This window comes from Streptomyces sp. NPDC046303 (assembly GCF_055588085.1).
Genome location: NZ_JBVJFA010000009.1, coordinates 103048 through 124413, shown reverse-complemented (window position 1 = coordinate 124413; position 21366 = coordinate 103048). Strand labels below are relative to the sequence as shown.

The following is a 21366-nucleotide window of genomic DNA, read 5'->3' as shown; positions in this document are numbered from 1 at the left end:
TCCCGCTCCAGTACCGCCTCAGCCACCCTGGACCACCACCTTCCGCGTCGCCGCCGACTGCAACAGCCGCCCCGCGCCCAGCAGTACGCACGCCCACGCGGCCTGGAACCCCAGCGCTCCGGCGGCGCTCCCGGCGCCGGAGTGCTTTCCCAGCAGCACGTCCATCGGAACCTGGAGCATCGCCGCCCACGGCAGGCTGCGGACCAACTCCCCGAAGCCGCCCGGGAACACGGTCAGCGGCAGCAGCACCCCGGAGAAGAACACGGTGACGACCTGCGCCATCAGATTGATCCCGGAGCCGTCCATCAGCCAGAACGCGGCCAGTCCGAGCAGGTAGCGCAGTCCGAAGCTCACCACCAGCCCCAGCACGACGGAGATCAGGAACAGCAGCCAGCGCACCGGATCGGCGGGCAGCGCCAGCTGGAAGGCCAGCGCCCCGGCCGCCAGCGGGACGACCCCGCGCCCCACCAACTGGAAGGCGGCCCGCCCCAGGTCGGCCGCGAGCCACCACATCTGGAGGTCGGCCGGCCGGTACAGGTCGACGGCGATGTCACCCGTACGGACGCGCTCTTGGAACGTCTCCTGGAACCCGCCCCCGATCAACGCCCCGGCGGCGAGCAGCGACTGGCTCACCCATACGAAGGTCAGGGCCTGCGCCTGGTCGTAGCCGCCGAGTCCGGGCCGCGCGTCCCACAGGGCGATGTACGTGTACGCGACGATGAAACCGAACACGGTGTTGGTGAACACCCCGGCCGCCGTCGCCGTCCCGTACGTGGCGTAGCGCCGGAACCCGCCTGCCGCGACGGCCAGGTAGAGCGGCACCCGGTGCCGGGCCCCGGACCGGACGCCCGGCCGGTCGCCCGGCCGGTCGCCCGGCCGCACTTTCTGACGCACCGTATCCCTCCGTTTCCCCTGTCGTTCCTACGTCGGCCAAAGCGCGCGAGCTTAGTGCGGAGGGGCGAGCCACGCGACCGATTTACCCCGTCCGGAGCGGAATCGGCGGCCAATCGGGTAGACACCATGAGGTACAGAAGTGGATATTTCGCACGGCGCCGAGGAGTCCTGGAGATGAGCGACCGGTCACGACCCCCGGGCTGGACCCCTCGCGACCCGGACACGCCCGACGGACCGCCCGCGACGGCGGCTGCCGCCGAACCGCGCAGGACGGCCGGCAGCACCGCCGACGGGAAGGCGGCCGGCATGAAGTCCCGGCGCAGGCGGACCGGTTGGCGCCGCCTCCTGCCCACCTGGCGGATGGTCCTGGGCCTGCTCCTGCTGTTCGCGCTGCTGCTCGGCGGCGCCCTCGTCGCCGGGTACCTGCTCGTGGACATCCCGCCGGCCAACGCCGCCGCGACGGCCCAGTCGAACGTCTACCTCTACTCCGACGGCTCCCCGCTCGCCCGCGACGGCGAGGTCAACCGCGTCAACGTCCCGCTCTCACAGGTCCCGCTGACCGTACAGCGGGCCGTACTGGCCGCCGAGGACCGGAACTTCTACGCCGAACGGGCGGTGGACCCGCAGGCGATGCTCCGCGCCGCCTGGAACACCGCGACCGGCAAGGGCACCCAGTCCGGCTCGACCATCACCCAGCAGTACGTCAAGAACTACTACTTGGGCCAGGAACAGACGATCAAACGAAAGGTCAAGGAGTTCTTCATCGCGATCAAACTCGGTCGTGAGAAATCGAAGAACTACATCCTCGAGGGGTACCTGAACACCAGCTACTTCGGCCGCAACGCCTACGGCATCCAGGCCGCCTCCCAGGCCTATTACGGCAAGGACGTAGGCGCCCTCACCACCGCCGAGGGCGCCTACCTGGCCACCCTCCTCAACTCCCCCAGCGCCTTCGACGTCGTCTCGCACCCCCAGGGCCGCCCCCGCGCCCTCGCCCGCTGGAACTACGTACTCGACGGCATGGTCAAGAAGGACTGGCTGCCGGCCGCCGAACGCGCCACGACCCAGTTCCCCGAACCGGGCAAGGTGCGCGCGGCCGCGGGGCTGTCCGGCCAGCGCGGATACCTGGTGGAGGCGGTCAAGGACTACATCGTCGAGAACAAGATCCTCGACGACAAGACCCTCGCCGAGGGCGGCTACCACATCACCACCACCATCGACAGGCGCCGCCAGAACGCCTTCGTCGAAGCCGTCGACACCCAGATGGTCGCCAAACTCGACCCGGAGAAGCGCGCCGCGGACCGGGTGGTCCGCGCCGGCGGGGTCTCCATCGACCCGGCCACCGGCAAGGTGGTCGCCCTGTACGGCGGCATCGACTACACCAGGCAGTACGTCAACAACGCGACCCGGCACGACTACCAGGTCGCCTCCACCTTCAAGCCGTTCGTCTTCGCCGCCGCCGTCGAGAACGACTCCCGCACCCAGGACGGCCGCCGGATCACCCCCCACACCGTCTACAACGGCGACAACAAACGCCCGGTCGTCGGCGGCCGGATCCGCTTCGCCCCGGAGAACGAGGGCCAGGTCTCGTACGGGAACATCACCGTCAACACCGCCACCGACCTCTCCGTCAACGCCGTGTACGCGCAGATGGCCGTCGACGTCGGCACCCTCAAGGTCAAGGAGACGGCCGTCGCCCTCGGCATCCCCGAGAACACCCCGAACTTCGATCCCGTCCCCGCCATGGCGCTCGGAACCCTGCAAGCCAGCGTCCTGGACATGACACACGCGTACGCGACCCTCGCGGACCACGGCCGCCGCACGCCCTACACCTTCCTGGAGAAGATCACCAAGGAGGACGACACGATCGCCCTGCCCGAGCGCACCGCCACCCAGGCGATCAGCCGCGAGGCCGCCGACACCACCACGTCCATGCTGGTCAGCGTCGTCGACAACGGCACCGGCACAGCGGCCCTCGCCGCCGGCCACCCGGCCGCCGGCAAGACCGGGACCGGCGAACTCGATCGCTCCGCCTGGTTCGCCGCCTACACCCCGGACCTGGTCACGGTGGTCTCGATGATGGGCCAGGACCCGGACACCGGCGCCCTGCAATCGCTGTACAACGCCCTCGGGGAACCACGGATCGGCGGAGGCGGCTACCCGGCCCGGATCTGGGCGGCGTACACGAAGACCGCCCTGGAGGGCACCGACCCCGTCGACTTCGACCTGGAACTCCAGCCCGGCGCCTCCCCGCCTCCGTCGCAGCCCGGCTTCGAACCGTTCCCGCCGGAGGAGCCGACCCCCGGCGACCGCACCCCGACCGGCCCCGCCCGCCCCACCCGCCCGACCCCGCCGAACCCGACGGGCGGCCAGAACCAGGGCGGACAGAACAACGGCGGCCAGACCCAGGGGGGCCAGACCAACGGCGGGCAGACCAACGGAGGCCAGACCCAAGGAGGACAGACCCAAGGGGGCCAGACCAACGGAGGCACCACCCAGGGCGACCAGGGCGACCAGGGCGGCACCTCCGCGGGCACCCAGGCCGGCACGACGCGGGGCACCGACGCGGGCACCGCCCAGGGCGCCGACGCGGGCGCGTCGGGAGGCACGCGCCCCCCGTCGGCGTTCCTCGAATAGCCGCGGCCCCGGCACGGGGCCTAGTGGCCGGAGGTGGCCTTCAGCCCCACCACCGCCACCAGCAGCAGGCAGATGAAGAAGATCCGGGCGGCGGTGACGGGCTCACCCAGCACCGCCATACCGAGCACGGCCGCACCGGCGGCTCCGATGCCCACCCATACTCCGTACGCGGTACCGATGGGCAGGGTCTTCGCGGCATAGGACAGCAACACCATGCTGGCGACGATCCCGGCGCCCGTGAACACACTGGGCCACAGCCGGGTGAATCCTTCGGTGAACTTCATGCCGATCGACCAGCCGACCTCGAGCAGACCGGCGAGCAGCAGCAGGACCCATGCCATGACGGCACCTCCGAGACATCGAGCGATACGGGGTGCGTCGTCTTGTCGTACCCGGTACGGCGCGTCTCGTCGGGGTTCCCCCACCGTAGCAAAGGGCAGCGAAAAGGGCTGGTGACCTCGGCCACCAGCCCTGTACCGCAGTCTTCGGAAAGGAATCAGAGGTAGAGGCCGGTCGAGTCCTTCGACCCCTCCAGCCGCTCGGCAGCCACCGCGTGCAGGTCGCGCTCGCGCATGAGCACGTACGTCGCCCCCCGCACCTCGACCTCGGCCCGGTCCTCGGGGTCGTACAGCACCCTGTCGCCGGGCTCCACGCTCCGTACGTTCTGTCCGACCGCGACCACTTCCGCCCAGGCCAGCCGCTTGCCCACCGCGGCCGTCGCCGGAATGAGGATGCCGCCGCCGGAGCGGCGCTCGCCCTCCGGCAGGTCGGACTTCACGAGCACGCGGTCGTGCAGCATCCGGATGGGCAGCTTGTCGTGGGTGGTGTTCTCGCTCACGCCTCGAACCTACCTGCCCTCACCGGACCCGCGCTGCCCAGGGTCATCAGCGCTTGCGCCGTGCGGAGACGACCAGCAGCCCGACCACACCGGCCGCCAGCAGCACGGCGGGCACGATCCGGTCGACGCGCGGGGTGCCGTCGTCGTGGCGCAGGGAGGCCTTCGCGTCCGTCACGAGACGGTTCACCGCGACGAAGGCCCGCCCGGCGGTGTGGTCGACCGTCGAGGCGACCCTGGCCTTCGCGTCCCCGATGATCGTCTTCGGGTGCACGCGCACGCCGATCTCGTCGAGCGTCTCGGCGAGCTGCTCCCGGCGGCGGACGATGTCCGCCTCGATCTGTGCGGGGGTCCTGGCTTCCGGCACCGCGCTGCCTCCGTCGTCGTGTCGTCGTCTGTGGGGGCGTAGTCCGCCATGAACAGTCTGTCAGCAGCTTAGTCTCGTGCCATACCGATCCCCTCGTGAGGAGACTGCCGACATGAGCGAGCGACTTCAGCCGGGCGACACCGCCCCCGCCTTCACCCTGTCCGACGCGGACGGCAACGAGGTCTCGCTGGCCGCCCACAAGGGCCGCAAGGTGATCGTCTACTTCTACCCGACCGCGATGACGCCGGGCTGCACCAAGCAGGCCTGCGACTTCACGGACAACCTGGACGTCCTGGCGACGGCCGGCTACGACGTCATCGGCGTCTCCCCGGACAAGCCGGAGAAGCTCGCGAAGTTCCGCGAGAAGGAGGACCTGAAGGTCACCCTGGTCAGTGACCCCGAGAAGGAGACCCTGACCGCCTACGGCGCGTACGGCGAGAAGAAGCTGTACGGCAAGACGGTGACGGGCGTCATCCGTTCGACGGTGGTCGTGGACGAGGACGGCAAGGTCGAGCACGCCTTCTACAACGTCAAGGCCACGGGCCACGTAGCCAAGATCATCAAGGACCTGGGCATCTGACCCGCCCTTGCCCCGCCGGAGCGGCCCGCACCCCACTGGTGCGGGCCGCTCCGTTTACGCCATGCAACGAACCACCGTCGAGCTTCCGTTCACCACAGAGGACCTCACCCTTGCCGCGGCCTCCGCCAGCAACCGTCGCAGCGCGGCTCGCGCGGGCGACCGGCTCGACAATCGCCGCGAGAACCTCCGCTACCTGTGCCCCAACTGCCACTCCCTGACGGACACGTGGTGCCGGAATCGCCGCCCCAAACCTGCCGCCCCAGCCGAGTGCCCCGTAGACTGATGGCGGCCCAGCCAGGCGCAATGTCCGAATTGGGTTCTATGTCGCGGTTGTGGTGGAATAGGCAGTCACGCTTGGTTTAGGTCCAAGTGGGGTAAAACCCGTGGGGGTTCGAGTCCCCCCAACCGCACGTCCATGCCGAGGACCCCGTACCCAGCTGCGTACGGGGTCCTCGGCGTATCCGGCTCAGCCCAGCAGGGCGCGGACGAAGGGGGTCAGGGCGCGGAAGGCCTGGCCGCGGTGGGAGATGGCGTTCTTTTCCGCCGGGGTGAGCTCCGCGCAGGTGCGGGATTCGCCCAGCGGCTGGAGGATCGGGTCGTAGCCGAAGCCGCCCGTGCCCGACGGGGTGTGGCGCAGGGTGCCCAGGAGGCGGCCCTCGACGACGCGTTCGGTGCCGTCCGGGAGGGCCAGGGCCGCCGCGCAGGCGAAGTGGGCGCCGCGGTGTTCGTCGGCGATGTCGCCGAGCTGGGCCAGGAGGAGCTCCAGGTTCGCCTGGTCGTCGCCGTGCCGGCCGGCCCAGCGGGCCGAGAAGATGCCGGGGGCGCCGCCCAGGACGTCCACGCACAGGCCGGAGTCGTCGGCGACGGCCGGCAGGCCGGTGGCCTGTGCGAGGGCGTGGGCCTTGAGGAGGGCGTTCTCGGCGAAGCTGACGCCGGTTTCCTTGACGTCCGGGATCTCGGGGTACGCGTCCGCGCCGACCAGCTCGTGCGGCAGGCCGGCGTCGGACAGGATGGCGTGGAGTTCGGCGATCTTGCCCGCGTTGCGGGTGGCCAGGATGAGGCGGGGCGGCGTGGAGGTCATGTTCCCCATTATTTCCGGCCCCCCGTCATTTCCGGCCCGCCGGGGCGGCCGCCGCCGGCCGCCTCAGCCCGGGGTGCAGACCTTGGAGATCTCGCTCGCCGCGTCCGCGACCGGCTGGATGTCCGGGGTGGCGTCGCCGCTCTCGATGGCGGTGCGGACGTTCTTCACGGCGGTGTTCATGGAGTCGATGGCCTTGCCGAGGTCGGCGTTGCCCGTCTGGTCGCCGATCTTCTTGAGGTTCGCCTCGATCTGGTTGAGCGCGTTCTGGGCGTCCTGCGGGCTGTTGCCGGCCTGCGAGACCGCCTGCTGGAGGTCGTTGGCTCCGTCCGTGATGGCCACGGCCGTGTTGGCGCAGTCCATCGCCGTGGAGATCGCGTCGCAGGCGGAAAGGGCCGGGAGGGTCAGAGCGGCTGCCAGGGCTATGGCGGCGACGCGGTGCTTCGGCTTCATCTGGGTCCCCAAGAACTCGGTATGCGTGGAAGGGCGCACGGCTGTGACACCGTGCGCCCGTATCCGGACAGACGCGGATTGCCGACCCTACAGTTGCAGCGCGCTCCGCTGGATGGCTTCGAGGTCGGCGCAGCCGCCGGCCGCGAGGTCCAGGAGGGCGTTGAGTTCCTTGCGGTCGAAGGGCTCGCCCTCGGCGGTGCCCTGGACCTCGACGAAGCGGCCGTCGCCGGTGCAGACGACGTTCATGTCGGTTTCGGCGCGCACGTCCTCCTCGTAGCAGAGGTCGAGGAGCGGTTCGCCGTCGACGATGCCGACGCTGACGGCGGCGACGGTGCCGGTGAGGGGCTTGCGGCCGGCCTTGATCAGCTTCTTCTGCTGGCCCCAGGCGACGGCGTCGGCGAGGGCGACGTAGGCGCCGGTGATCGCGGCGGTGCGGGTGCCGCCGTCGGCCTGGAGGACGTCGCAGTCCAGGACGATGGTGTTCTCGCCGAGGGCCTTGTAGTCGATGACGGCGCGCAGCGAGCGGCCGATGAGGCGGGAGATCTCGTGGGTGCGGCCGCCGATCTTGCCGCGGACGGATTCGCGGTCGCCGCGGGTGTTGGTGGAGCGGGGCAGCATCGAGTACTCGGAGGTGACCCAGCCTTCGCCGCTGCCCTTGCGCCAGCGCGGGACGCCTTCGCTGAAGGAGGCGGTGCAGAAGACCTTGGTGTCTCCGAAGGAGATGAGGACGGAGCCCTCGGCGTGCTTGCTCCATCCGCGTTCGATGGTGACCGGGCGGAGCTGTTCGGGCGTACGGCCGTCGATGCGAGACATGGCTCGAGCCTAGCCCCTGTGGAGCAACGCGAGGACCCCGTCCGGAGGGGTCCGGGACGGGGTCGCGGCGTGGGGCCGAGCGCGTGGGCTCAGCTCACATCATGTCTTCGATCTCGCCGGCGATCGGGTCGGCGTCGGTGCCGATGACGACCTGGATGGCGGTGCCCATCTTGACGACGCCGTGGGCGCCGGCGGCCTTGAGGGCGGCCTCGTCGACCAGGCTCGCGTCGTGGACCTCGGTGCGCAGGCGGGTGATGCAGCCTTCGACTTCTTCGATGTTGTCGATACCGCCGAGCCCGGCGACGATCTTCTCAGCCTTGGTGGCCATGTGTTTCTCCCTGAGTCCTACGAAGAACGAGTCTCGGCGTCCGGTGGCTGAACAGCGCTCCACGCAGTCCGCTTTGTCACGGTAACGCACGGTTGGCCCAGCTATGCGAGCACATGACCGCCGTCTGCCGAATGCTGAAGATCAGCGGCAACCTGCCCACAACTGGTCTACACCAGTGTGCCGCACGTGTTGCAACTGCCCAAACGAGGCCGGTCAGGGAGGACGCCGATGAGCGCGAGCAGCGCCGCAGCAGAACCACGTCAGCAGTGGTGGAACGGCTTGTTCCAGGGCCTGCAGAAGATGGGCCGCAGCCTGCAGCTGCCGATCGCCGTCCTGCCCGCGGCGGGCATCCTGAACCGCCTCGGCCAGGACGACGTCTTCGGCAAGGACGGCCTCGCCTGGACGAACGTCGCCAAGGTGATGGCGAACGCGGGCGGCGCGCTGCTGAACGCGGACCTCGGCCTGCCGCTGCTGTTCTGCATCGGCGTCGCGATCGGCATGGCCAAGAAGGCGGACGGCTCGACCGCCCTGGCCGCGGCGGTCGGCTTCCTCGTCTACCGGAGCGTGCTGCAGGCCTTCCCCAAGAGCTGCCCGGAGGGGACGAGGGACATCGGGGGCGGCTGCCTGGGTCCCGGCGAGACCTTCGCCGATTACACCTTCCAGAATCCGGGGGTGTTCGGCGGCATCGTCATGGGCCTGCTGGCCGCCTGGTTCTGGCAGCGCTACCACCGGGTGAAGCTGGTCGACTGGCTGGGCTTCTTCAACGGCCGCCGGCTGGTCCCGATCATCATGGCCTTCGTCGGGATCGCGTTCGCCGTGCTCTGCCTGTGGATCTGGCCGCCGATCGGTGACGCGCTGGAGAGCTTCTCCGACTGGCTGGTCGGGCTGGGGGCCTGGGGCGCCGGCATCTTCGGCGTCGCGAACCGTGCGCTGCTGGTGATCGGCCTGCACCAGTTCCTGAACGTGCCGGTGTGGTTCCAGTTCGGCAGCTTCACCAAGCCGGACGGCACGGTCGTGCACGGCGACATCGCTATGTTCCTCAACGGGGACCCGGAGGCCGGCCAGTTCCTCTCCGGCTTCTTCCCGATCATGATGTTCGCCCTTCCCGCGGCGGCGCTCGCGATCACGCACTGCGCGAAGCCGCAGCGGCGCAAGGAGGTCGGCGGCCTGATGCTGTCGGTGGCCCTGACCTCCTTCGTCACGGGCATCACGGAGCCGATCGAGTACTCCTTCCTGTTCGTCGCACCCCTGCTGTACGCGATCCACGCACTGCTGACGGGCGTGTCGATGGCGGTGACGTGGGCGCTGGGGGTGAAGGACGGATTCAGCTTCTCGGCGGGCCTGATCGACTACGTCATCAACTGGAGCCTGGCGACCAAGCCCTGGCTGATCATTCCGATCGGGCTGTGTTTCGCGGTCGTCTACTACGCGGTCTTCCGCTTCGCGATCACGAAGTTCGACATCCCGACGCCGGGCCGGGAGTCGGACGAGGAGATCGAGGAGATGCAGAAGGAGAACGTCAAGGCGTAGCGCCCGCCTCCGGCGCCGCGCGGGCCCTTCGGCCGCGCCTCCCAGGCCCTCGGATCTTCGGATCCGGGGGCTTTGGCCTGGTCCGAACCTCCTGTGGTGTAGACCACAGGAAATCGAAGGTTCCTTATCTATCCCTCACCGTGTTACAACTGGTCTACACCACGATTGGTGTAGACCACGCGGGCCTGTCTGGCGCGCGCACCCCCCTTTCTGAGACGTCGCCGTCCCCCCTTTTCTTGTCCCCAGGCGGCGCCTTGCCCACTGGAGGAAGTTGATGAGTACGGCAACCGCCGCTCCCGCCAAGAAGCGGGGCTCCGGCCTGATGCAGGGCATGCAGAAGGTTGGCCGCAGCCTCCAGCTGCCCGTCGCCGTCCTGCCCGCCGCCGCGATTCTGCTGCGCCTCGGCCAGGACGACGTCTTCGGCAAGGACGGCCTGAACTGGGGCAAGGTCGCCAGTGTCTTCGCCAGCGCGGGTGACGCGGTCTTCGCCAACCTCGCCCTGCTCTTCTGCGTCGGTGTCGCCATCGGCTACGCGAAGAAGGCGGACGGCTCGACCGCGCTCGCCGCGCTCGTCGGCTTCCTCGTCTACAAGAACGTCCTGACCGCGTTCCCGATGGACGGATCGGTCACCGAGCTGCTCCCCAAGGGCAAGCCGCAGGACCCGGGCGTGCTCGGCGGCATCATCGTCGGCCTCGTCTCCGCGATCATCTGGGAGAAGTACCACCGCACCAAGCTGGTGGACTGGCTCGGCTTCTTCAACGGCCGCCGCCTCGTCCCGATCATCATGGCCTTCATCGGCACCGCCTTCGGCGTGTTCTTCGGCCTGGCATGGGGCCCGGTCGGCGGCGCCCTCGCCGACTTCGGCGACTGGCTGATCGGCCTCGGCTCGGTCGGCGCCGGCATCTACGGCGTGTTCAACCGCGGCCTGATCCCCGTGGGCATGCACCAGTTCCTGAACACCTTCTTCCAGCAGCAGGTCGGCTCGTTCACCAAGGCCGACGGCACGATCGTCACCGGCGAGATCCCGCGCTTCTTCGCGGGTGACCCGACCGCCGGCCAGTTCATGTCGGGCTTCTTCCCGATCATGATGTTCGGCCTTCCGGCCGCCGCGCTCGCCATCGCGCACTGCGCCAAGCCCGCCCGCCGCAAGGCCGTCATGGGCATGATGATCTCCCTCGCGCTGACCTCCTTCATCACGGGTGTCACCGAGCCGATCGAGTTCACCTTCCTCTTCCTCGCGCCGGCCCTGTACGCGGTCCACGCGGTGCTGACCGGTGTCTCCATGGCCGTCACCTGGGGCCTGGGCGTCCACGACGGATTCGGCTTCTCCGCGGGCCTCATCGACTACCTGCTGAACTGGAAGCTCGCCACCAACCCGTGGATGATCATCCCGATCGGCCTGGTCTTCGCGGCGGTCTACTACGTGGTCTTCCGCTTCGCGATCATCAAGTTCAACCTTCCGACGCCGGGCCGCGAGTCCGACGAGGAGATCGCCGAGATGGAGAAGGCCGAGGCGAAGTAGGCCTCGGCGCACGCGCCGCGCATCCGGGTCCGAAGCCCCTAGCCTTTCCCTGCGAAAGGCAGGGGCTTCGGCCTGTCCGCGCTGTCCCCGCACCCGGACGGGCGCGGGGTGCACAACGCCGAGCTGGTGGCCGCCTTCGGCGCGGACGTCGTCGTACTCAACCTCATCGAACGGGCCTGGGACGGCGAGCGGCTGCGGCTGCCGGGGCTGGGCGAGTTCGCGTCCTTCACCGAGGCTGGCCCGGGTGATCGGGCGGCCGGCCGGCGTGAACCTGGAGCCCGGCGACATACCGGAGATCCGGCGTGCGAAGCCCGAGTACGCCAAGCGCCTCGTCGACATGGGCGCGGCGCTGCTGTGCATCACGGCGAACCCGGGCACGGGCGGCTCGTACGCGGCCATGGCGCGGGTCACCGAGGAACTGCGGCGGGCTCTGGGCTCCGACGCGGCGCTGTGGTCGGGGAAGATGCACCACGGTGATGTACGCGTACTCGGTGGCGATCCGCGGCCGCCGGCACACCTGGAACCGGATGGCCCTCGGCGGCCGGCAGGCCGGCCCGCCTGCGCCTGACGGACGCGGCGGCACTACACCTCGTAGACGGCGCCCGCGTGGGCCAGGTCGACCGGGCCCGTGTAGACCGCGCGGGCGTCGGCGAGGTTCTGCTGCGGGTCCGTCCACGGCGGGATGTGGGTGAGGACGAGCCGGCCGACCCGGCCGCCCTGGGCGTACTGCCCGGCCTCGCGGCCGTTGAGGTGGAGGTCGGGGATGTCCTCCTTGCCGTGCGTGAAGGAGGCCTCGCAGAGGAAGAGGTCGGCGCCTTCGGCGAGGAGGCCCAGCTCGGGGCAGGTCCCGGTGTCGCCGGAGTACGCGAGCGCGCGGCCGCCGTGCTCGACGCGGATGCCGTACGACTCGACGGGGTGGCTGACGCGCTCGGTGCGGACCTGGAAGGGGCCGATCTCGAAGGTGCCCGACTTCAGGGTGCGGAAGTCGAAGACCTCGCTCATCGAGCGCTCGTCGGGGACGTCGTCGTACGCGGCGGTCAGGCGCCTCTCGGTGCCCTCGGGTCCGTAGACGGGGATGGTGCCGCAGCGGCCGCCCTCGTGCCGGTAGTAGCGGGCGACGAAGTAGGCGCACATGTCGATGCAGTGATCGGCGTGCAGATGGCTCAGGAAGATCGCGTCGAGGTCGTAGAGACCGATGTGGCGCTGGAGATCGCCGAGGGCGCCGTTGCCCATGTCGAGGAGCAGCCGGAAGCCGTCGGCCTCGACGAGGTAGCTCGAACAGGCCGATTCCGCGGACGGGAACGAGCCCGAGCAGCCGACGACGGTGAGCTTCATGGAGCGTGAACCTCCGTGGACGGTCCGTGGACGGAATGCGGGCCGTGCGTGGGTCGAGCGTAAGGCGCGAAACGACTGGTCGCTCCTCCGCGGCGGGCCGTTGTGGGGGGAATCACCTGCGCTGTCACCCGGGGGAGCGACGGTGGGCACAGGCGTTGCCCCACGTTGCCATGCCGGGGCGTTCCCGTACGGCTACGGTCGAAACATGGACACGTCCTGGTGGCCCGCGGTGGCCGCGGCCGTGGTCGTGGCGTTGGTGGCGCTGGTCGCCGGGGGGCGGCTGTGGCTCCCCCGCCGGGCCCGGCCCGCGCCCGCGCACGGTCCCGGGCCGCCGCCGAGGCCCCGGCCGGGTGAGCTGTGGGACCTGGCGGACGGCCGGATCTGCCTGGTGCTGGCGGTCGAGCAGGTACGGGGGCACCGGGCGCGGGTCGCGTGGATCAGCGGGAAGTACGACGACCGGCGGGCGGGGGTGATCCCGCTGCCGCCGGGTTCGGTGGCGGCCGGAGGGCGGGCGGCCTTCCTGGAGGCGGACCGGCCGGAGGAAGTGTCGCTGTGGGAGTTCGACAGGCGGCTGGGCATGCTGGATCCGGCGGTGTGGGACGAGATCAAGGGACTGGGAGGCTGACGGTGATCCGGATCCGGCGGATCTACGACACCCCCGAGCCGGGTGCGGACGGGGTCCGGGTGCTCGTGGACCGGCTGTGGCCGCGAGGGCTGGCGAAGGAGGCGGCCGCGGTGGACGAGTGGCCGCGGGACGTGACGCCGTCGGCGGAGCTGCGCAAGTGGTTCCACGCGGGTGGCTCCGCCGGGGAGTTCCGGCGGCGGTACGAGGCGGAGCTGGCGGAGCCGGACGCGGTGGCGGAGCTGGACCGGCTGCGCGGCCTGGCGGCGGCCGGGCCGCTGACGCTGCTGACCGCGGTCAAGGACCCGGCGTCGAGCCATGCGGCGATCCTCGCGGAGCTGCTGGGCGCGGAGCCGGGCTGAGCGCCGCGGGCCGGGTGAGGGCCGCGGGCCGGGATGCCGCGTCGGCGCCCCGGCCCGCGGCCAGGCCCCGACGGGTCATTTGAGGGCGCTGGGGCCGCGGTCGACGCACAGGGCCCAGATCACGAACACCCCGATGGCGATGGCGATCAGCGACCAGAACGGCTGGTACGGCAGCCACAGGAAGTGCAGGATGATCATCACGCCGGTCAGGGCGACGCCGAGGGCCCGGCCCCATGGCGTGCCCTTGAGGATCGCGATGCCGACGATCAGGACGACGATGCCCAGGAGCAGGTGGATCCAGCCCCAGGCGGTCAGGTCGAATTTGAACGTGTAGTCGCGGATCCGCCAGATGACGTCGTCCTTGGCGAGCGCGGCGATGCCTTCGAGGATCGCCAGCACGCCGTTGATCATCATCAGGACGGCGGCGAACATCGCGCCGCCCGCCGCCCAGCCGGACGCGCTGCCTGGCGGCGGGGTGCCGGAGGGGCCGGGGGCCGCGGGGTTCGGAGTGGTCGTCATCGAGCCACCACGCTCTCTGTCGGGTCGGTCGGGCACGTTCAGCCTCCGGCCGTACCGCCGTCCCGGCGACTTCCGCGGGCCGTTCGGGCGATGCGGCCCCGGACATGCCGCGGCCCGCTCCCCCGGTGGAGGGGAAGCGGGCTCGGGATCCGCGAAAGGGGTGGAGCGGCTGAGGCGGGCTACGCCCAGAGCTGGCCCTGGAGGACCTCGATGGCCTCTTCGGTGGTGGCGGCCGTGTAGACGCCCGTCGACAGGTACTTCCAGCCGCCGTCGGCCACGACGAAGACGATGTCCGCCGATTCGCCGGCGGCCACGGCCTTGCGGCCGACGCCGATCGCCGCGTGCAGTGCGGCCCCGGTGGAGACGCCCGCGAAGATGCCCTCCAGCTGGAGGAGTTCCCTGGTCCGGGTGACCGCGTCCGCCGAGCCCACCGAGAAGCGGGTGGTGAGCACGGAGGCGTCGTACAGCTCGGGGACGAAGCCCTCGTCGAGGTTCCGCAGGCCGTACACCAGGTCGTCGTACCTCGGCTCGGCCGCGACGATCTTGATTCCGGGGACGTGCTCGCGCAGGTACCGGCCGACGCCCATCAGGGTGCCGGTCGTGCCCAGGCCCGCCACGAAGTGCGTGATGGACGGGAGGTCGGCGAGGACCTCCGGGCCGGTGGTGGCGTAGTGGGCGCCCGCGTTGTCCGGGTTGCCGTACTGGTAGAGCATCACCCAGTCCGGGTGCTCGGCCGCGAGTTCCTTGGCCACCCGCACCGCGGTGTTGGACCCTCCCGCCGCCGGCGACGAGATGATCTCGGCTCCCCACATCGCCAGCAGGTCACGCCGCTCCTGCGAGGTGTTCTCCGGCATCACGCAGACGATCCGGTACCCCTTGAGCTTGGCCGCCATCGCCAGGGAGATCCCGGTGTTGCCGGAGGTGGGCTCCAGGATCGTGCAGCCGGGCCGCAGCCGGCCGTCCTTCTCCGCCTGCTCGACCATGTGGAGCGCCGGGCGGTCCTTGATCGAGCCGGTGGGGTTGCGGTCCTCGAGCTTCGCCCAGATGCGGACGTCGTCCGAGGGCGACAGCCGGGGCAGCCGGACCAGCGGCGTGTTGCCCACCGCCGCCAGCGGGGAGTCGTAACGCATCAGACAGCGCCGCCGGCCACGGCCGGGAGGATGGTGACGCTGTCGCCGTCCTTCAGCGCGGTGGAGATGCCGTCGAGGAAGCGGACGTCCTCGTCGTTGAGGTAGACGTTCACGAAACGGCGCAGCTGGCCCGCGGCGGCCTCGTCGACGAGTCGCTCTCGAATGCCCTTGTGCCGGGTCTCCAGGTCGGAGAACAGGTCGGCGAGGGTGGCGCCCTCACCGGACACGGCCTTCTCGCCGTCGGTGTAGGTGCGGAGGATGGTGGGGATGCGGACCTCGATGGCCATGGCTGGCTCCAGTCGTGAGGGAGGGCGTGAGTACGTCGGTACGTGAGGACGTGCAGGCGCGCGGTTCGTCGGCACCCCGCGCAGGAGGGCTCCGGTGCTCTGGTGCTCAGACGACGGGACAGATCGCGCTGGCGAGGCGGCACAGGTCGACGTGCAGCCGCGCCACGAGCAGCAGCCTGCCGGGCGTCTCGATGCTCACGTCGTGGGAAACCATGCGGTCATGTTAACGATTCCAGGTCCCCCGTTTGGAGTAGTATCCCGCATCGTGGACGCTTTGTGCTCACATGGTGGTCAGTAGGCGTCGACGACCTGCACTTCTTCCTCGGTGATCACGCCTTCGACGATGCGGTACGAGCGGAACTGGAACTCGCCGAGGCCGTCCTTGTCCGCGGTCGAGACGACCACGTAGTGCGCTTCGGGCTCGTTCGCGTAGGAGACGTCGGTGCGGGAGGGGTAGGCCTCGGTCGCGGTGTGCGAGTGGTAGACGATCACCGGATCCTCGTCGCGGTCGTCCAGCTCGCGGTAGAGCTTGAGCAGGTCCTTCGAGTCGAACTCGTAGAACGTGGGCGAGCGGGCCGCGTTGAGCATCGGGATGAAGCGCTCGGGCCGGCCGGTGCCCGCCGGTCCGGCCACGACGCCGCACGCCTCGTCGGGGTGGTCCTGGCGGGCGTGCTCGACGATCTGGTCGTACAGGGCCTGGGTGAGGGTCAGCATGAGCGACAGGATAAGCAGACGGGCCCTCCCGTACCGAGGTGTGGTACGGGAGGGCCCGGATGCTGGACAGACCTGGTTCAGGAGGCCTTGGCGAAGGCGGCCCCGCGCGGGTTGCGGAACTTCAGGAACAGGTAGGACAGGCCCAGGAGCAGACCCCACAGCGGGGCGCAGTAGAGCGAGACGCGGGCGTCCTTGTCCATGCCCATCATCACGATGACCATGCCGATGAAGAGCAGGGCGAACCAGCTCGTCCAGGGGGCGCCCGGCGCGCGGAAGGCGGACCGGGGCAGCTCGCCGCGGTCGGACTTGGCGCGGTAGCGGAGCTGGCAGACGAGGATCATGATCCAGGCCCACATGCCGGAGATGGTGGCGAAGGAGACGACGTAGTCGAAGGCCTTGCCCGGGGCGACGTAGTTGATCCAGACGCCCACCAGCATCAGCGAGGCGGAGAACGTGGTGCCGATCAGCGGGGTGCCGCTCTTGGTCAGCTTCGTGAAGAACTTCGGGCCCTGGCCGTTGAGCGCGAGGTCGCGCAGCATGCGGCCGGTGGAGTACATGCCGGAGTTGCAGGAGGACAGGGCCGCGGTCAGCACGACGAAGTTGACGATCGCGGCGCCGACGCCCAGGCCCATGCGCTCGAAGGCGGCGACGAAGGGCGAGACGCCCGGCTGGAAGTGCGTCCAGGGGACGACCGACAGGATCATGATCAGCGCGCCGACGTAGAAGACGGCGATGCGCCACGGCACGGTGTTGATGGCCTTGGGCAGGGTCTTCTCGGGGTCCTTGGACTCGCCGGCGGTGACGCCGACCAGCTCGACCGCGAGGAAGGCGAACATCACGATCTGCAGGGTCATCAGCGTGCCGCCGATGCCCTTGGGGAAGAAGCCGCCGTCGTTCCACAGGTTACTGACGGTCGCGGTGTCGGCCGCGTCGGAGAACCCGATGGTGAGGATGCCGGCGCAGATCAGGATCATGCCGACGATGGCGGTGACCTTGACCATGGAGAACCAGAACTCGAGCTCGCCGAAGAGCTTCACGGAGATCAGGTTGGCGCCGTAGAGGATGACGGTGAAGATCAGCGCGTACGCCCACTGCGGGAAGCTGTCGTGGGTCCAATACGCCATGTACTGCGCGGCCGCGGTGACCTCGGTGATGCCGGTGACCACCCAGAAGAGCCAGTACGTCCAACCGGTGACGTACCCCCAGAAGGGGCCCAGGAACTCTCGGGCGTAGTCCGAGAAGGAGCCCGCGACGGGGCGGTACATGAGCAGCTCGCCCAGGGCCCGCATGATGAAGAAGATGACCAGGCCCGCGATGGCGTAGGCCAGGATCAGGCTCGGGCCGGCCTTGGAGATCGCCTTGCCGGCGCCCAGGAAGAGGCCGGTGCCGATGGCTCCGCCGATCGCGATCATCTGGATCTGGCGGGCGCCGAGTGTGCGGTGGTAGCCCCCGCCCTCACCCTCGCCCTGCGTGCCCTCGCCGGGCGTCTTGCCGTGCTGCTCGACCTGCACTGAGGTCATGTCTGGTGCGCCTTTCTCCACGCCGACCCGCGCCTTCTGCTGGCTGCGGATCGGGTCCTCGATCCCCCCGGATACGGATGGAGTTGCACTCCGGCGGTCCGCCGGTTCAAGCAGGCCGCGGGACATGGGTGGCGTCCCGACGGCGGTCGTGAAGATTTATCACGTGCTTATGGGTGACCGAGGCCGGGAAATGTGACACAGGCCACCGGAAATTCAGGACAGAGGTCCCGAAATGGATCAGACCACCGCATCGCGGTGATCTGATCGTTATCCGGATTTGAGCGTCCGCTGAGCGAACGGAACGCGTCCTTGAGGATCTTCAGAGGGTCACAGCGTTTCGATGAGCGTCTCCTGGAGACCGCCGAGCCACAGGTACGCCATCACCATCGGCTTGCGCGGGTCGTCGTCCGGCAGCCGGAACAGCGCCTCGCTCTCGTCGTCCTCGGTGATGTCGAGGCGGGCCGCGAGGGTCAGCCGCAGGTCGTTGAGCGCGCCCAGCCAGCGCAGCGGCAGCTCCCCGGTCAGCTCGAGCACCGCCGCCCCGTCACCGGCCGGGGTGAGCCGGTCCAGGCTGTGCACGACGGCCAGCGCGTCCTCGCGCTTGCGGGTACGGAGGTCGTTCTCGGTGAAGCGGCGGAACTCCGCGGAGCGGGTCCGCAGCTCCTCGGCGTCCTCCGCGGGCCCGGGGCCGTCCGGGCCCCCGTAGGCGTCCGGGAAGAGCCGGGCCAGCGCCGGGTCCGACGGGGGCTCGGTGGGGCCGTCGGAGGCGAACAGCGCGGCCAGCGGGTCGGCGTCCTCGGCGGGCTCGGGCTCGCCGGGGCCGATCAGCTCGAGCAGCTGGACGGCCAGGGAGCGCAGGATCGAGATCTCGATCTCGTCGAGCGCGATGGCGGCGCCGCCGCCCTTCAGGGGCTGGAACGTGCCGCCCATCAGGTGCGGTCCTGCGAGAGGGTCGCCCACAGGCCGTAGCCGTGCATGGCCTGCACGTCGCGCTCCATTTCCTCGCGGGTGCCGCTGGACACGACCGCCCGCCCCTTGTGATGGACGTCCAGCATCAGCTTGTGCGCCACGTCCTTCGAGTAGCCGAAGTACGCCTGGAACACGTACGCCACGTAGCTCATGAGGTTGACCGGGTCGTTGTGCACCAGGGTCACCCAGGGGACGTCGGGTTCCGGGACCGCGAAGGTCTCTTCGGCCGACTCGGTGCGTTCGATCTCAAGGGGAGCAACACTCACTTGTCCCATGCTGCCACCGCAGCGGGCCCGTCGCACAAACGGGCCCTACATCTCGTCACTTTGACGAAATGTGCGCTAGCATCCCAGGCATGAACCCTGCGGACCTGGGCCTGCCGGTGGACGTGCCGTCGACAGCGCTCTTCACGGACCATTACGAGCTGACGATGCTGCAAGCCGCCCTGGCGAACGGCACCGCCGACCGCCGCTCGGTCTTCGAGGTGTTCACCCGGCGGCTGCCGGAGGGACGCCGCTACGGCGTGGTCGGCGGAACCGGCCGGGTCCTCGACGCGGTGGAGAACTTCCGCTTCGACGGCGCGGTGCTGGACTTCCTGCGCGAGCGGGCCGTCGTCGACATGCGCACCCTGGACTGGCTGGCCTCGTACCGCTTCTCCGGCGACATCTGGGGCTATCCGGAGGGGGAGGTCTACTTCCCCGGCTCGCCGATCCTGCGCGTCGAGGGCAGCTTCGCCGAGTGCGTGCTGCTGGAGACCGTGATCCTGTCGATCCTGAACCACGACTCGGCGATCGCCGCGGCCGCGTCCCGGATGGCCTCGGCGGCCGGCGACCGGCCGCTGATCGAGATGGGCGCCCGGCGCACGCACGAGCTGGCCGCCGTGGCCGCGTCCCGCGCCGCGTACGTGGGCGGCTTCACCTCCACCTCGGACCTGGCGGCCGGATTCCGCTACGGCATCCCGACGGTCGGCACGAGCGCCCACGCCTTCACCCTGCTGCACGACAGCGAGCGGGACGCCTTCACGGCGCAGGTGGCCTCGCTGGGCGGCGGGACCACCCTGCTGGTGGACACGTACGACGTCGCCGAGGCGGTACGCACGGCCGTCGAGGTGGCCGGGACGGACCTGGGCGCGGTCCGCATCGACTCCGGCGACCTGCTGCTAGTGGCCCACCGGGTGCGGCAGCAGCTGGACGAGCTGGGGGCCACCCGGACGAAGATCGTGGTCACCTCGGACCTGGACGAGTACGCCATCGCCTCGCTGGCGGCGGCGCCCGTGGACGCCTACGGGGTGGGCACCCAGCTGGTGACGGGCAGCGGGCACCCGACGTGCTCGATGGTCTACAAGCTGGTGGCGCGGGCGACGTCGGCGGACCCGAAGGCCGCGCTGGCGCCGGTGGCGAAGAAGTCCACGGGCGGCAAGACCTCCATCGGCGGCCGCAAGTGGGCGGCGCGGCGGCTGGACTCCGAGGGCGTCGCGGAGGCCGAGGTCGTGGGCGTGGGCCCGGTCCCCTCGGCCCTGTCGGGCACCCAGCTGCTCGTGCAGCTGGTCAAGGCCGGGGAGGTCGTCGCCCGCGAGCCGCTGGAGGCCGCGCGCGACCGCCACCGCGCGGCCCGCGCGGGGCTCCCCCTCTCCGCGACCCAGCTCTCGCGCGGCGAGGCCGTGATCCCGACGGAGTACGCGTAGCGGCCGCAGGCCGCCTGCCGGGGCTCCGCCCCAGCCCTGCGCCTCGAACGCCGGCGGGGCTGTCTTTCAGCCCGCCCGGCGTTTGAGGGCACGGGCGCGCAGCGCACGTACGGGGTCTGGGGCGGAGCCCCAGTTTCGGGAAGGGGCGGGGTGGGGGAAGAGCCCCGCGGGGCCGCCCGCCGCCGCACCATGGACACTGAGCCGAAGGACACGTCATGCACCGCGCACTGATCGTCGTCGACGTACAGAACGACTTCTGCGAGGGCGGCAGCCTCGCAGTGACCGGCGGAGCCGAGGTCGCCGCCGCCATCACCGAACTCATCGGGCAGGCGACCGCCGGCTACCGGCACGTGGTCGCCACCCGGGACCACCACATCGACCCGGGCGCCCATTTCGCCCGCCCCCCGGCCGAGCCGGACTACGAGACCTCCTGGCCGGTCCACTGCGTCGCCGGAACCGAGGGTGTCGGCTTCCACCCGAACTTCGCCCCCGCCGTCGCGTCCGGCGCCGTCGCCGCCGTCTTCGACAAGGGCGCGTACGAGGCCGCGTACAGCGGGTTCGAGGGGGCCGACGAGAACGGGACGGACCTCGCCCGCTGGCTGCGGGACCGGCACGTCACCGAGGTGGACGTGGTCGGCATCGCCACCGACCACTGCGTCCGGGCGACCGCCCTCGACGCCGCCCGCGCCGGCTTCGCCACCCGCGTACTGCTCGACCTGACGGCCGCCGTGGCCCCGGACACCACCGCCCGCGCCCTGGACGAGCTCCGGGCCGCCGGAGTCGCCCTGGTGGGCGGCTAGGGGGCCCTGGTGCGGCGGCTAGGTCCCCAGCAGGGCCCGGATCGGGTGCCAGAGCTCGTCCTCGACGTCGGGCGCGCAGCGCCAGAGCAGGCCGTCCGGGTGATGCAGGACGGCCGTGACCTCGTCCGGGGTCGGGGGCTGGGCATTGCCCCGCAGGTACACCGCCCGCATGCCGAGGTTCCGCAGCCTGGTCAGGGCGCGGGCCCGGTTCGGGGCGTGCACCAGAACGCGCACGTTTCCGCCCTCTCCCGAGGGCCTCGGCAGCGTGAGCGCGACCACCACGCTGCCGCCTGGCAATCTGACGAAACCTCCACCGGGCATGTCGGTCATCTCCCCCGTCAATAAGAAACTGGCACCACGCATCTAAACGCGATCGGCCGCCGCCCG

The 21366-nt window shown here is 70.3% G+C and carries 27 protein-coding genes, 1 tRNA gene and 1 riboswitch; of the genes, 10 read left to right on the top strand and 18 right to left on the bottom strand.

Annotated elements, in window-relative coordinates; all coding sequences use genetic code 11:
- Nucleotides 1-18 precede the first annotated feature (18 nt).
- Nucleotides 19-822: an ABC transporter permease gene (locus ACZ6I1_RS12075; RefSeq protein ID WP_469286275.1), complete on the bottom strand. Its 804-nt coding sequence runs from the start codon at nucleotides 820-822 to the stop codon at nucleotides 19-21.
- A 246-nt stretch (nucleotides 823-1068) separates the two neighbouring features.
- Here ACZ6I1_RS12075 and ACZ6I1_RS12070 point away from each other — a divergent pair, with 246 nt between their 5' ends.
- Nucleotides 1069-3531, top strand: coding sequence for a transglycosylase domain-containing protein (locus ACZ6I1_RS12070; protein ID WP_469286065.1), 2463 nt, complete (start codon nucleotides 1069-1071; stop codon nucleotides 3529-3531).
- A gap of 20 nt (nucleotides 3532-3551) precedes the next feature.
- On the opposite strand, the gene ACZ6I1_RS12065 is transcribed toward ACZ6I1_RS12070, so the two are convergent.
- From ACZ6I1_RS12065 to ACZ6I1_RS12055, 3 genes are all read right to left on the bottom strand, one after another.
- Nucleotides 3552-3872, bottom strand: a complete 321-nt coding sequence (locus ACZ6I1_RS12065) for a DMT family transporter (protein WP_030026576.1) — start codon at nucleotides 3870-3872, stop codon at nucleotides 3552-3554.
- A 31-nt stretch (nucleotides 3873-3903) separates the two neighbouring features.
- Nucleotides 3904-3972: riboswitch (guanidine-III (ykkC-III) riboswitch) on the bottom strand.
- Nucleotides 3973-4027: 55 nt separating this feature from the next.
- Nucleotides 4028-4369: a GroES family chaperonin gene (locus ACZ6I1_RS12060; protein WP_030239046.1), complete on the bottom strand. Its 342-nt coding sequence runs from the start codon at nucleotides 4367-4369 to the stop codon at nucleotides 4028-4030.
- 46 nt (nucleotides 4370-4415) lie between these two features.
- Entirely contained in the window at nucleotides 4416-4733 is a 318-nt protein-coding gene (locus tag ACZ6I1_RS12055) for a DUF3618 domain-containing protein (RefSeq protein ID WP_469286063.1), read from the bottom strand.
- 112 nt (nucleotides 4734-4845) lie between these two features.
- On the opposite strand from ACZ6I1_RS12055, the gene bcp reads away from it, so the two are divergent.
- Together bcp and ACZ6I1_RS12045 are read left to right on the top strand one after the other, a co-directional pair.
- Entirely contained in the window at nucleotides 4846-5313 is a 468-nt protein-coding gene (gene bcp / locus ACZ6I1_RS12050) for a thioredoxin-dependent thiol peroxidase (RefSeq protein ID WP_469286061.1), read from the top strand.
- Between the two features lie 326 nt (nucleotides 5314-5639).
- A tRNA-Leu gene (locus tag ACZ6I1_RS12045) sits at nucleotides 5640-5723 on the top strand.
- A gap of 56 nt (nucleotides 5724-5779) precedes the next feature.
- Here ACZ6I1_RS12045 and rdgB read toward each other — a convergent pair.
- From rdgB to ACZ6I1_RS12025, 4 genes are all read right to left on the bottom strand, one after another.
- Nucleotides 5780-6394, bottom strand: coding sequence for an RdgB/HAM1 family non-canonical purine NTP pyrophosphatase (rdgB, locus tag ACZ6I1_RS12040; protein WP_469286059.1), 615 nt, complete (start codon nucleotides 6392-6394; stop codon nucleotides 5780-5782).
- Between the two features lie 63 nt (nucleotides 6395-6457).
- Nucleotides 6458-6844 (bottom strand): hypothetical protein, encoded by a 387-nt coding sequence (locus ACZ6I1_RS12035; protein WP_469286057.1) that lies wholly within the window; start codon nucleotides 6842-6844, stop codon nucleotides 6458-6460.
- A gap of 87 nt (nucleotides 6845-6931) precedes the next feature.
- Complete coding sequence (gene rph, locus ACZ6I1_RS12030; protein ID WP_469286055.1) at nucleotides 6932-7657, bottom strand: ribonuclease PH; 726 nt, start codon at nucleotides 7655-7657, stop codon at nucleotides 6932-6934.
- A gap of 94 nt (nucleotides 7658-7751) precedes the next feature.
- Entirely contained in the window at nucleotides 7752-7985 is a 234-nt protein-coding gene (locus tag ACZ6I1_RS12025) for a PTS sugar transporter subunit IIB (RefSeq protein WP_069920430.1), read from the bottom strand.
- Between the two features lie 228 nt (nucleotides 7986-8213).
- Here ACZ6I1_RS12025 and ACZ6I1_RS12020 point away from each other — a divergent pair, with 228 nt between their 5' ends.
- From ACZ6I1_RS12020 to ACZ6I1_RS12010, 3 genes are all read left to right on the top strand, one after another.
- A complete protein-coding gene (locus tag ACZ6I1_RS12020; RefSeq protein ID WP_469286052.1) occupies nucleotides 8214-9515 on the top strand; it encodes a PTS transporter subunit EIIC in 1302 nt (433 codons plus the stop codon).
- Between the two features lie 274 nt (nucleotides 9516-9789).
- Complete coding sequence (locus tag ACZ6I1_RS12015; protein WP_469286050.1) at nucleotides 9790-11037, top strand: PTS transporter subunit EIIC; 1248 nt, start codon at nucleotides 9790-9792, stop codon at nucleotides 11035-11037.
- A gap of 49 nt (nucleotides 11038-11086) precedes the next feature.
- Nucleotides 11087-11605 carry a DUF7916 family protein gene (locus ACZ6I1_RS12010; RefSeq protein WP_469286273.1) on the top strand — a complete coding sequence of 173 codons (519 nt, stop codon included), beginning with the start codon at nucleotides 11087-11089 and terminating at the stop codon, nucleotides 11603-11605.
- A gap of 14 nt (nucleotides 11606-11619) precedes the next feature.
- Here the strand turns inward: ACZ6I1_RS12010 and ACZ6I1_RS12005 are convergent, their stop codons facing one another.
- Complete coding sequence (locus tag ACZ6I1_RS12005) at nucleotides 11620-12372, bottom strand: MBL fold metallo-hydrolase (RefSeq protein WP_469286048.1); 753 nt, start codon at nucleotides 12370-12372, stop codon at nucleotides 11620-11622.
- A 205-nt stretch (nucleotides 12373-12577) separates the two neighbouring features.
- Between ACZ6I1_RS12005 and ACZ6I1_RS12000 the strand changes: the two genes are divergently transcribed.
- Complete coding sequence (locus tag ACZ6I1_RS12000; RefSeq protein WP_469286046.1) at nucleotides 12578-12997, top strand: hypothetical protein; 420 nt, start codon at nucleotides 12578-12580, stop codon at nucleotides 12995-12997.
- A gap of 2 nt (nucleotides 12998-12999) precedes the next feature.
- Nucleotides 13000-13356 (top strand): DUF488 domain-containing protein, encoded by a 357-nt coding sequence (locus ACZ6I1_RS11995; RefSeq protein ID WP_469286044.1) that lies wholly within the window; start codon nucleotides 13000-13002, stop codon nucleotides 13354-13356.
- 75 nt (nucleotides 13357-13431) lie between these two features.
- Here ACZ6I1_RS11995 and ACZ6I1_RS11990 read toward each other — a convergent pair whose 3' ends face one another.
- The 8 genes from ACZ6I1_RS11990 to clpS all read right to left on the bottom strand — a co-directional run bounded on the left by ACZ6I1_RS11990 (nucleotide 13432) and on the right by clpS (nucleotide 18770).
- Nucleotides 13432-13875, bottom strand: a complete 444-nt coding sequence (locus tag ACZ6I1_RS11990; RefSeq protein ID WP_469286042.1) for a DUF7144 family membrane protein — start codon at nucleotides 13873-13875, stop codon at nucleotides 13432-13434.
- Between the two features lie 179 nt (nucleotides 13876-14054).
- Nucleotides 14055-15005, bottom strand: a complete 951-nt coding sequence (locus ACZ6I1_RS11985; RefSeq protein WP_469286040.1) for a PLP-dependent cysteine synthase family protein — start codon at nucleotides 15003-15005, stop codon at nucleotides 14055-14057.
- Complete coding sequence (locus tag ACZ6I1_RS11980) at nucleotides 15005-15292, bottom strand: MoaD/ThiS family protein (protein ID WP_469286038.1); 288 nt, start codon at nucleotides 15290-15292, stop codon at nucleotides 15005-15007. Before ACZ6I1_RS11980 ends, ACZ6I1_RS11985 begins: the two co-directional genes overlap by 1 nt.
- Before the next feature lie 106 nt (nucleotides 15293-15398).
- Nucleotides 15399-15506 carry a putative leader peptide gene (locus ACZ6I1_RS11975; RefSeq protein WP_469286036.1) on the bottom strand — a complete coding sequence of 36 codons (108 nt, stop codon included), beginning with the start codon at nucleotides 15504-15506 and terminating at the stop codon, nucleotides 15399-15401.
- A 77-nt stretch (nucleotides 15507-15583) separates the two neighbouring features.
- Nucleotides 15584-16006 (bottom strand): M67 family metallopeptidase, encoded by a 423-nt coding sequence (locus ACZ6I1_RS11970; protein WP_469286034.1) that lies wholly within the window; start codon nucleotides 16004-16006, stop codon nucleotides 15584-15586.
- Nucleotides 16007-16083: 77 nt separating this feature from the next.
- Nucleotides 16084-17526: an amino acid permease gene (locus ACZ6I1_RS11965; RefSeq protein WP_469286032.1), complete on the bottom strand. Its 1443-nt coding sequence runs from the start codon at nucleotides 17524-17526 to the stop codon at nucleotides 16084-16086.
- A 327-nt stretch (nucleotides 17527-17853) separates the two neighbouring features.
- On the bottom strand, nucleotides 17854-18456 hold the full coding sequence (locus ACZ6I1_RS11960; RefSeq protein ID WP_469286030.1) for a DUF2017 domain-containing protein: 603 nt from the start codon (nucleotides 18454-18456) through the stop codon (nucleotides 17854-17856).
- The gene (gene clpS, locus ACZ6I1_RS11955; RefSeq protein WP_362597316.1) at nucleotides 18456-18770 is read right to left on the bottom strand and encodes an ATP-dependent Clp protease adapter ClpS; all 315 of its coding nucleotides are present in this window, start codon (nucleotides 18768-18770) and stop codon (nucleotides 18456-18458) included. Before clpS ends, ACZ6I1_RS11960 begins: the two co-directional genes overlap by 1 nt.
- 80 nt (nucleotides 18771-18850) lie before the next feature.
- Here clpS and ACZ6I1_RS11950 point away from each other — a divergent pair, with 80 nt between their 5' ends.
- Together ACZ6I1_RS11950 and ACZ6I1_RS11945 are read left to right on the top strand one after the other, a co-directional pair.
- Nucleotides 18851-20179 (top strand): nicotinate phosphoribosyltransferase, encoded by a 1329-nt coding sequence (locus ACZ6I1_RS11950; protein WP_469286027.1) that lies wholly within the window; start codon nucleotides 18851-18853, stop codon nucleotides 20177-20179.
- A 215-nt stretch (nucleotides 20180-20394) separates the two neighbouring features.
- Nucleotides 20395-20979, top strand: coding sequence for a nicotinamidase (locus ACZ6I1_RS11945; protein ID WP_469286025.1), 585 nt, complete (start codon nucleotides 20395-20397; stop codon nucleotides 20977-20979).
- An 18-nt stretch (nucleotides 20980-20997) separates the two neighbouring features.
- On the opposite strand, the gene ACZ6I1_RS11940 is transcribed toward ACZ6I1_RS11945, so the two are convergent.
- On the bottom strand, nucleotides 20998-21300 hold the full coding sequence (locus ACZ6I1_RS11940) for a hypothetical protein (protein ID WP_469286023.1): 303 nt from the start codon (nucleotides 21298-21300) through the stop codon (nucleotides 20998-21000).
- Nucleotides 21301-21366 lie beyond the last annotated feature (66 nt).

What these genes read in the sequence shown, in the direction of transcription:
- ACZ6I1_RS12070 (WP_469286065.1), top strand. Translation starts at nt 1,069, where the DNA reads ATGAGCGACCGGTCACGACCCCCGGGCTGGACCCCTCGCGACCCGGAC.
- ACZ6I1_RS12065 (WP_030026576.1), bottom strand. Translation starts at nt 3,872, where the DNA reads ATGGCATGGGTCCTGCTGCTGCTCGCCGGTCTGCTCGAGGTCGGCTGG.
- bcp (WP_469286061.1), top strand. Translation starts at nt 4,846, where the DNA reads ATGAGCGAGCGACTTCAGCCGGGCGACACCGCCCCCGCCTTCACCCTG.
- rdgB (WP_469286059.1), bottom strand. Translation starts at nt 6,394, where the DNA reads ATGACCTCCACGCCGCCCCGCCTCATCCTGGCCACCCGCAACGCGGGC.
- ACZ6I1_RS12035 (WP_469286057.1), bottom strand. Translation starts at nt 6,844, where the DNA reads ATGAAGCCGAAGCACCGCGTCGCCGCCATAGCCCTGGCAGCCGCTCTG.
- rph (WP_469286055.1), bottom strand. Translation starts at nt 7,657, where the DNA reads ATGTCTCGCATCGACGGCCGTACGCCCGAACAGCTCCGCCCGGTCACC.
- ACZ6I1_RS12025 (WP_069920430.1), bottom strand. Translation starts at nt 7,985, where the DNA reads ATGGCCACCAAGGCTGAGAAGATCGTCGCCGGGCTCGGCGGTATCGAC.
- ACZ6I1_RS12020 (WP_469286052.1), top strand. Translation starts at nt 8,214, where the DNA reads ATGAGCGCGAGCAGCGCCGCAGCAGAACCACGTCAGCAGTGGTGGAAC.
- ACZ6I1_RS12015 (WP_469286050.1), top strand. Translation starts at nt 9,790, where the DNA reads ATGAGTACGGCAACCGCCGCTCCCGCCAAGAAGCGGGGCTCCGGCCTG.
- ACZ6I1_RS12005 (WP_469286048.1), bottom strand. Translation starts at nt 12,372, where the DNA reads ATGAAGCTCACCGTCGTCGGCTGCTCGGGCTCGTTCCCGTCCGCGGAA.
- ACZ6I1_RS12000 (WP_469286046.1), top strand. Translation starts at nt 12,578, where the DNA reads ATGGACACGTCCTGGTGGCCCGCGGTGGCCGCGGCCGTGGTCGTGGCG.
- ACZ6I1_RS11990 (WP_469286042.1), bottom strand. Translation starts at nt 13,875, where the DNA reads ATGACGACCACTCCGAACCCCGCGGCCCCCGGCCCCTCCGGCACCCCG.
- ACZ6I1_RS11985 (WP_469286040.1), bottom strand. Translation starts at nt 15,005, where the DNA reads ATGCGTTACGACTCCCCGCTGGCGGCGGTGGGCAACACGCCGCTGGTC.
- ACZ6I1_RS11980 (WP_469286038.1), bottom strand. Translation starts at nt 15,292, where the DNA reads ATGGCCATCGAGGTCCGCATCCCCACCATCCTCCGCACCTACACCGAC.
- ACZ6I1_RS11975 (WP_469286036.1), bottom strand. Translation starts at nt 15,506, where the DNA reads ATGGTTTCCCACGACGTGAGCATCGAGACGCCCGGCAGGCTGCTGCTC.
- ACZ6I1_RS11970 (WP_469286034.1), bottom strand. Translation starts at nt 16,006, where the DNA reads ATGCTGACCCTCACCCAGGCCCTGTACGACCAGATCGTCGAGCACGCC.
- ACZ6I1_RS11965 (WP_469286032.1), bottom strand. Translation starts at nt 17,526, where the DNA reads ATGACCTCAGTGCAGGTCGAGCAGCACGGCAAGACGCCCGGCGAGGGC.
- ACZ6I1_RS11960 (WP_469286030.1), bottom strand. Translation starts at nt 18,456, where the DNA reads ATGGGCGGCACGTTCCAGCCCCTGAAGGGCGGCGGCGCCGCCATCGCG.
- clpS (WP_362597316.1), bottom strand. Translation starts at nt 18,770, where the DNA reads ATGGGACAAGTGAGTGTTGCTCCCCTTGAGATCGAACGCACCGAGTCG.
- ACZ6I1_RS11950 (WP_469286027.1), top strand. Translation starts at nt 18,851, where the DNA reads ATGAACCCTGCGGACCTGGGCCTGCCGGTGGACGTGCCGTCGACAGCG.
- ACZ6I1_RS11945 (WP_469286025.1), top strand. Translation starts at nt 20,395, where the DNA reads ATGCACCGCGCACTGATCGTCGTCGACGTACAGAACGACTTCTGCGAG.
- ACZ6I1_RS11940 (WP_469286023.1), bottom strand. Translation starts at nt 21,300, where the DNA reads ATGCCCGGTGGAGGTTTCGTCAGATTGCCAGGCGGCAGCGTGGTGGTC.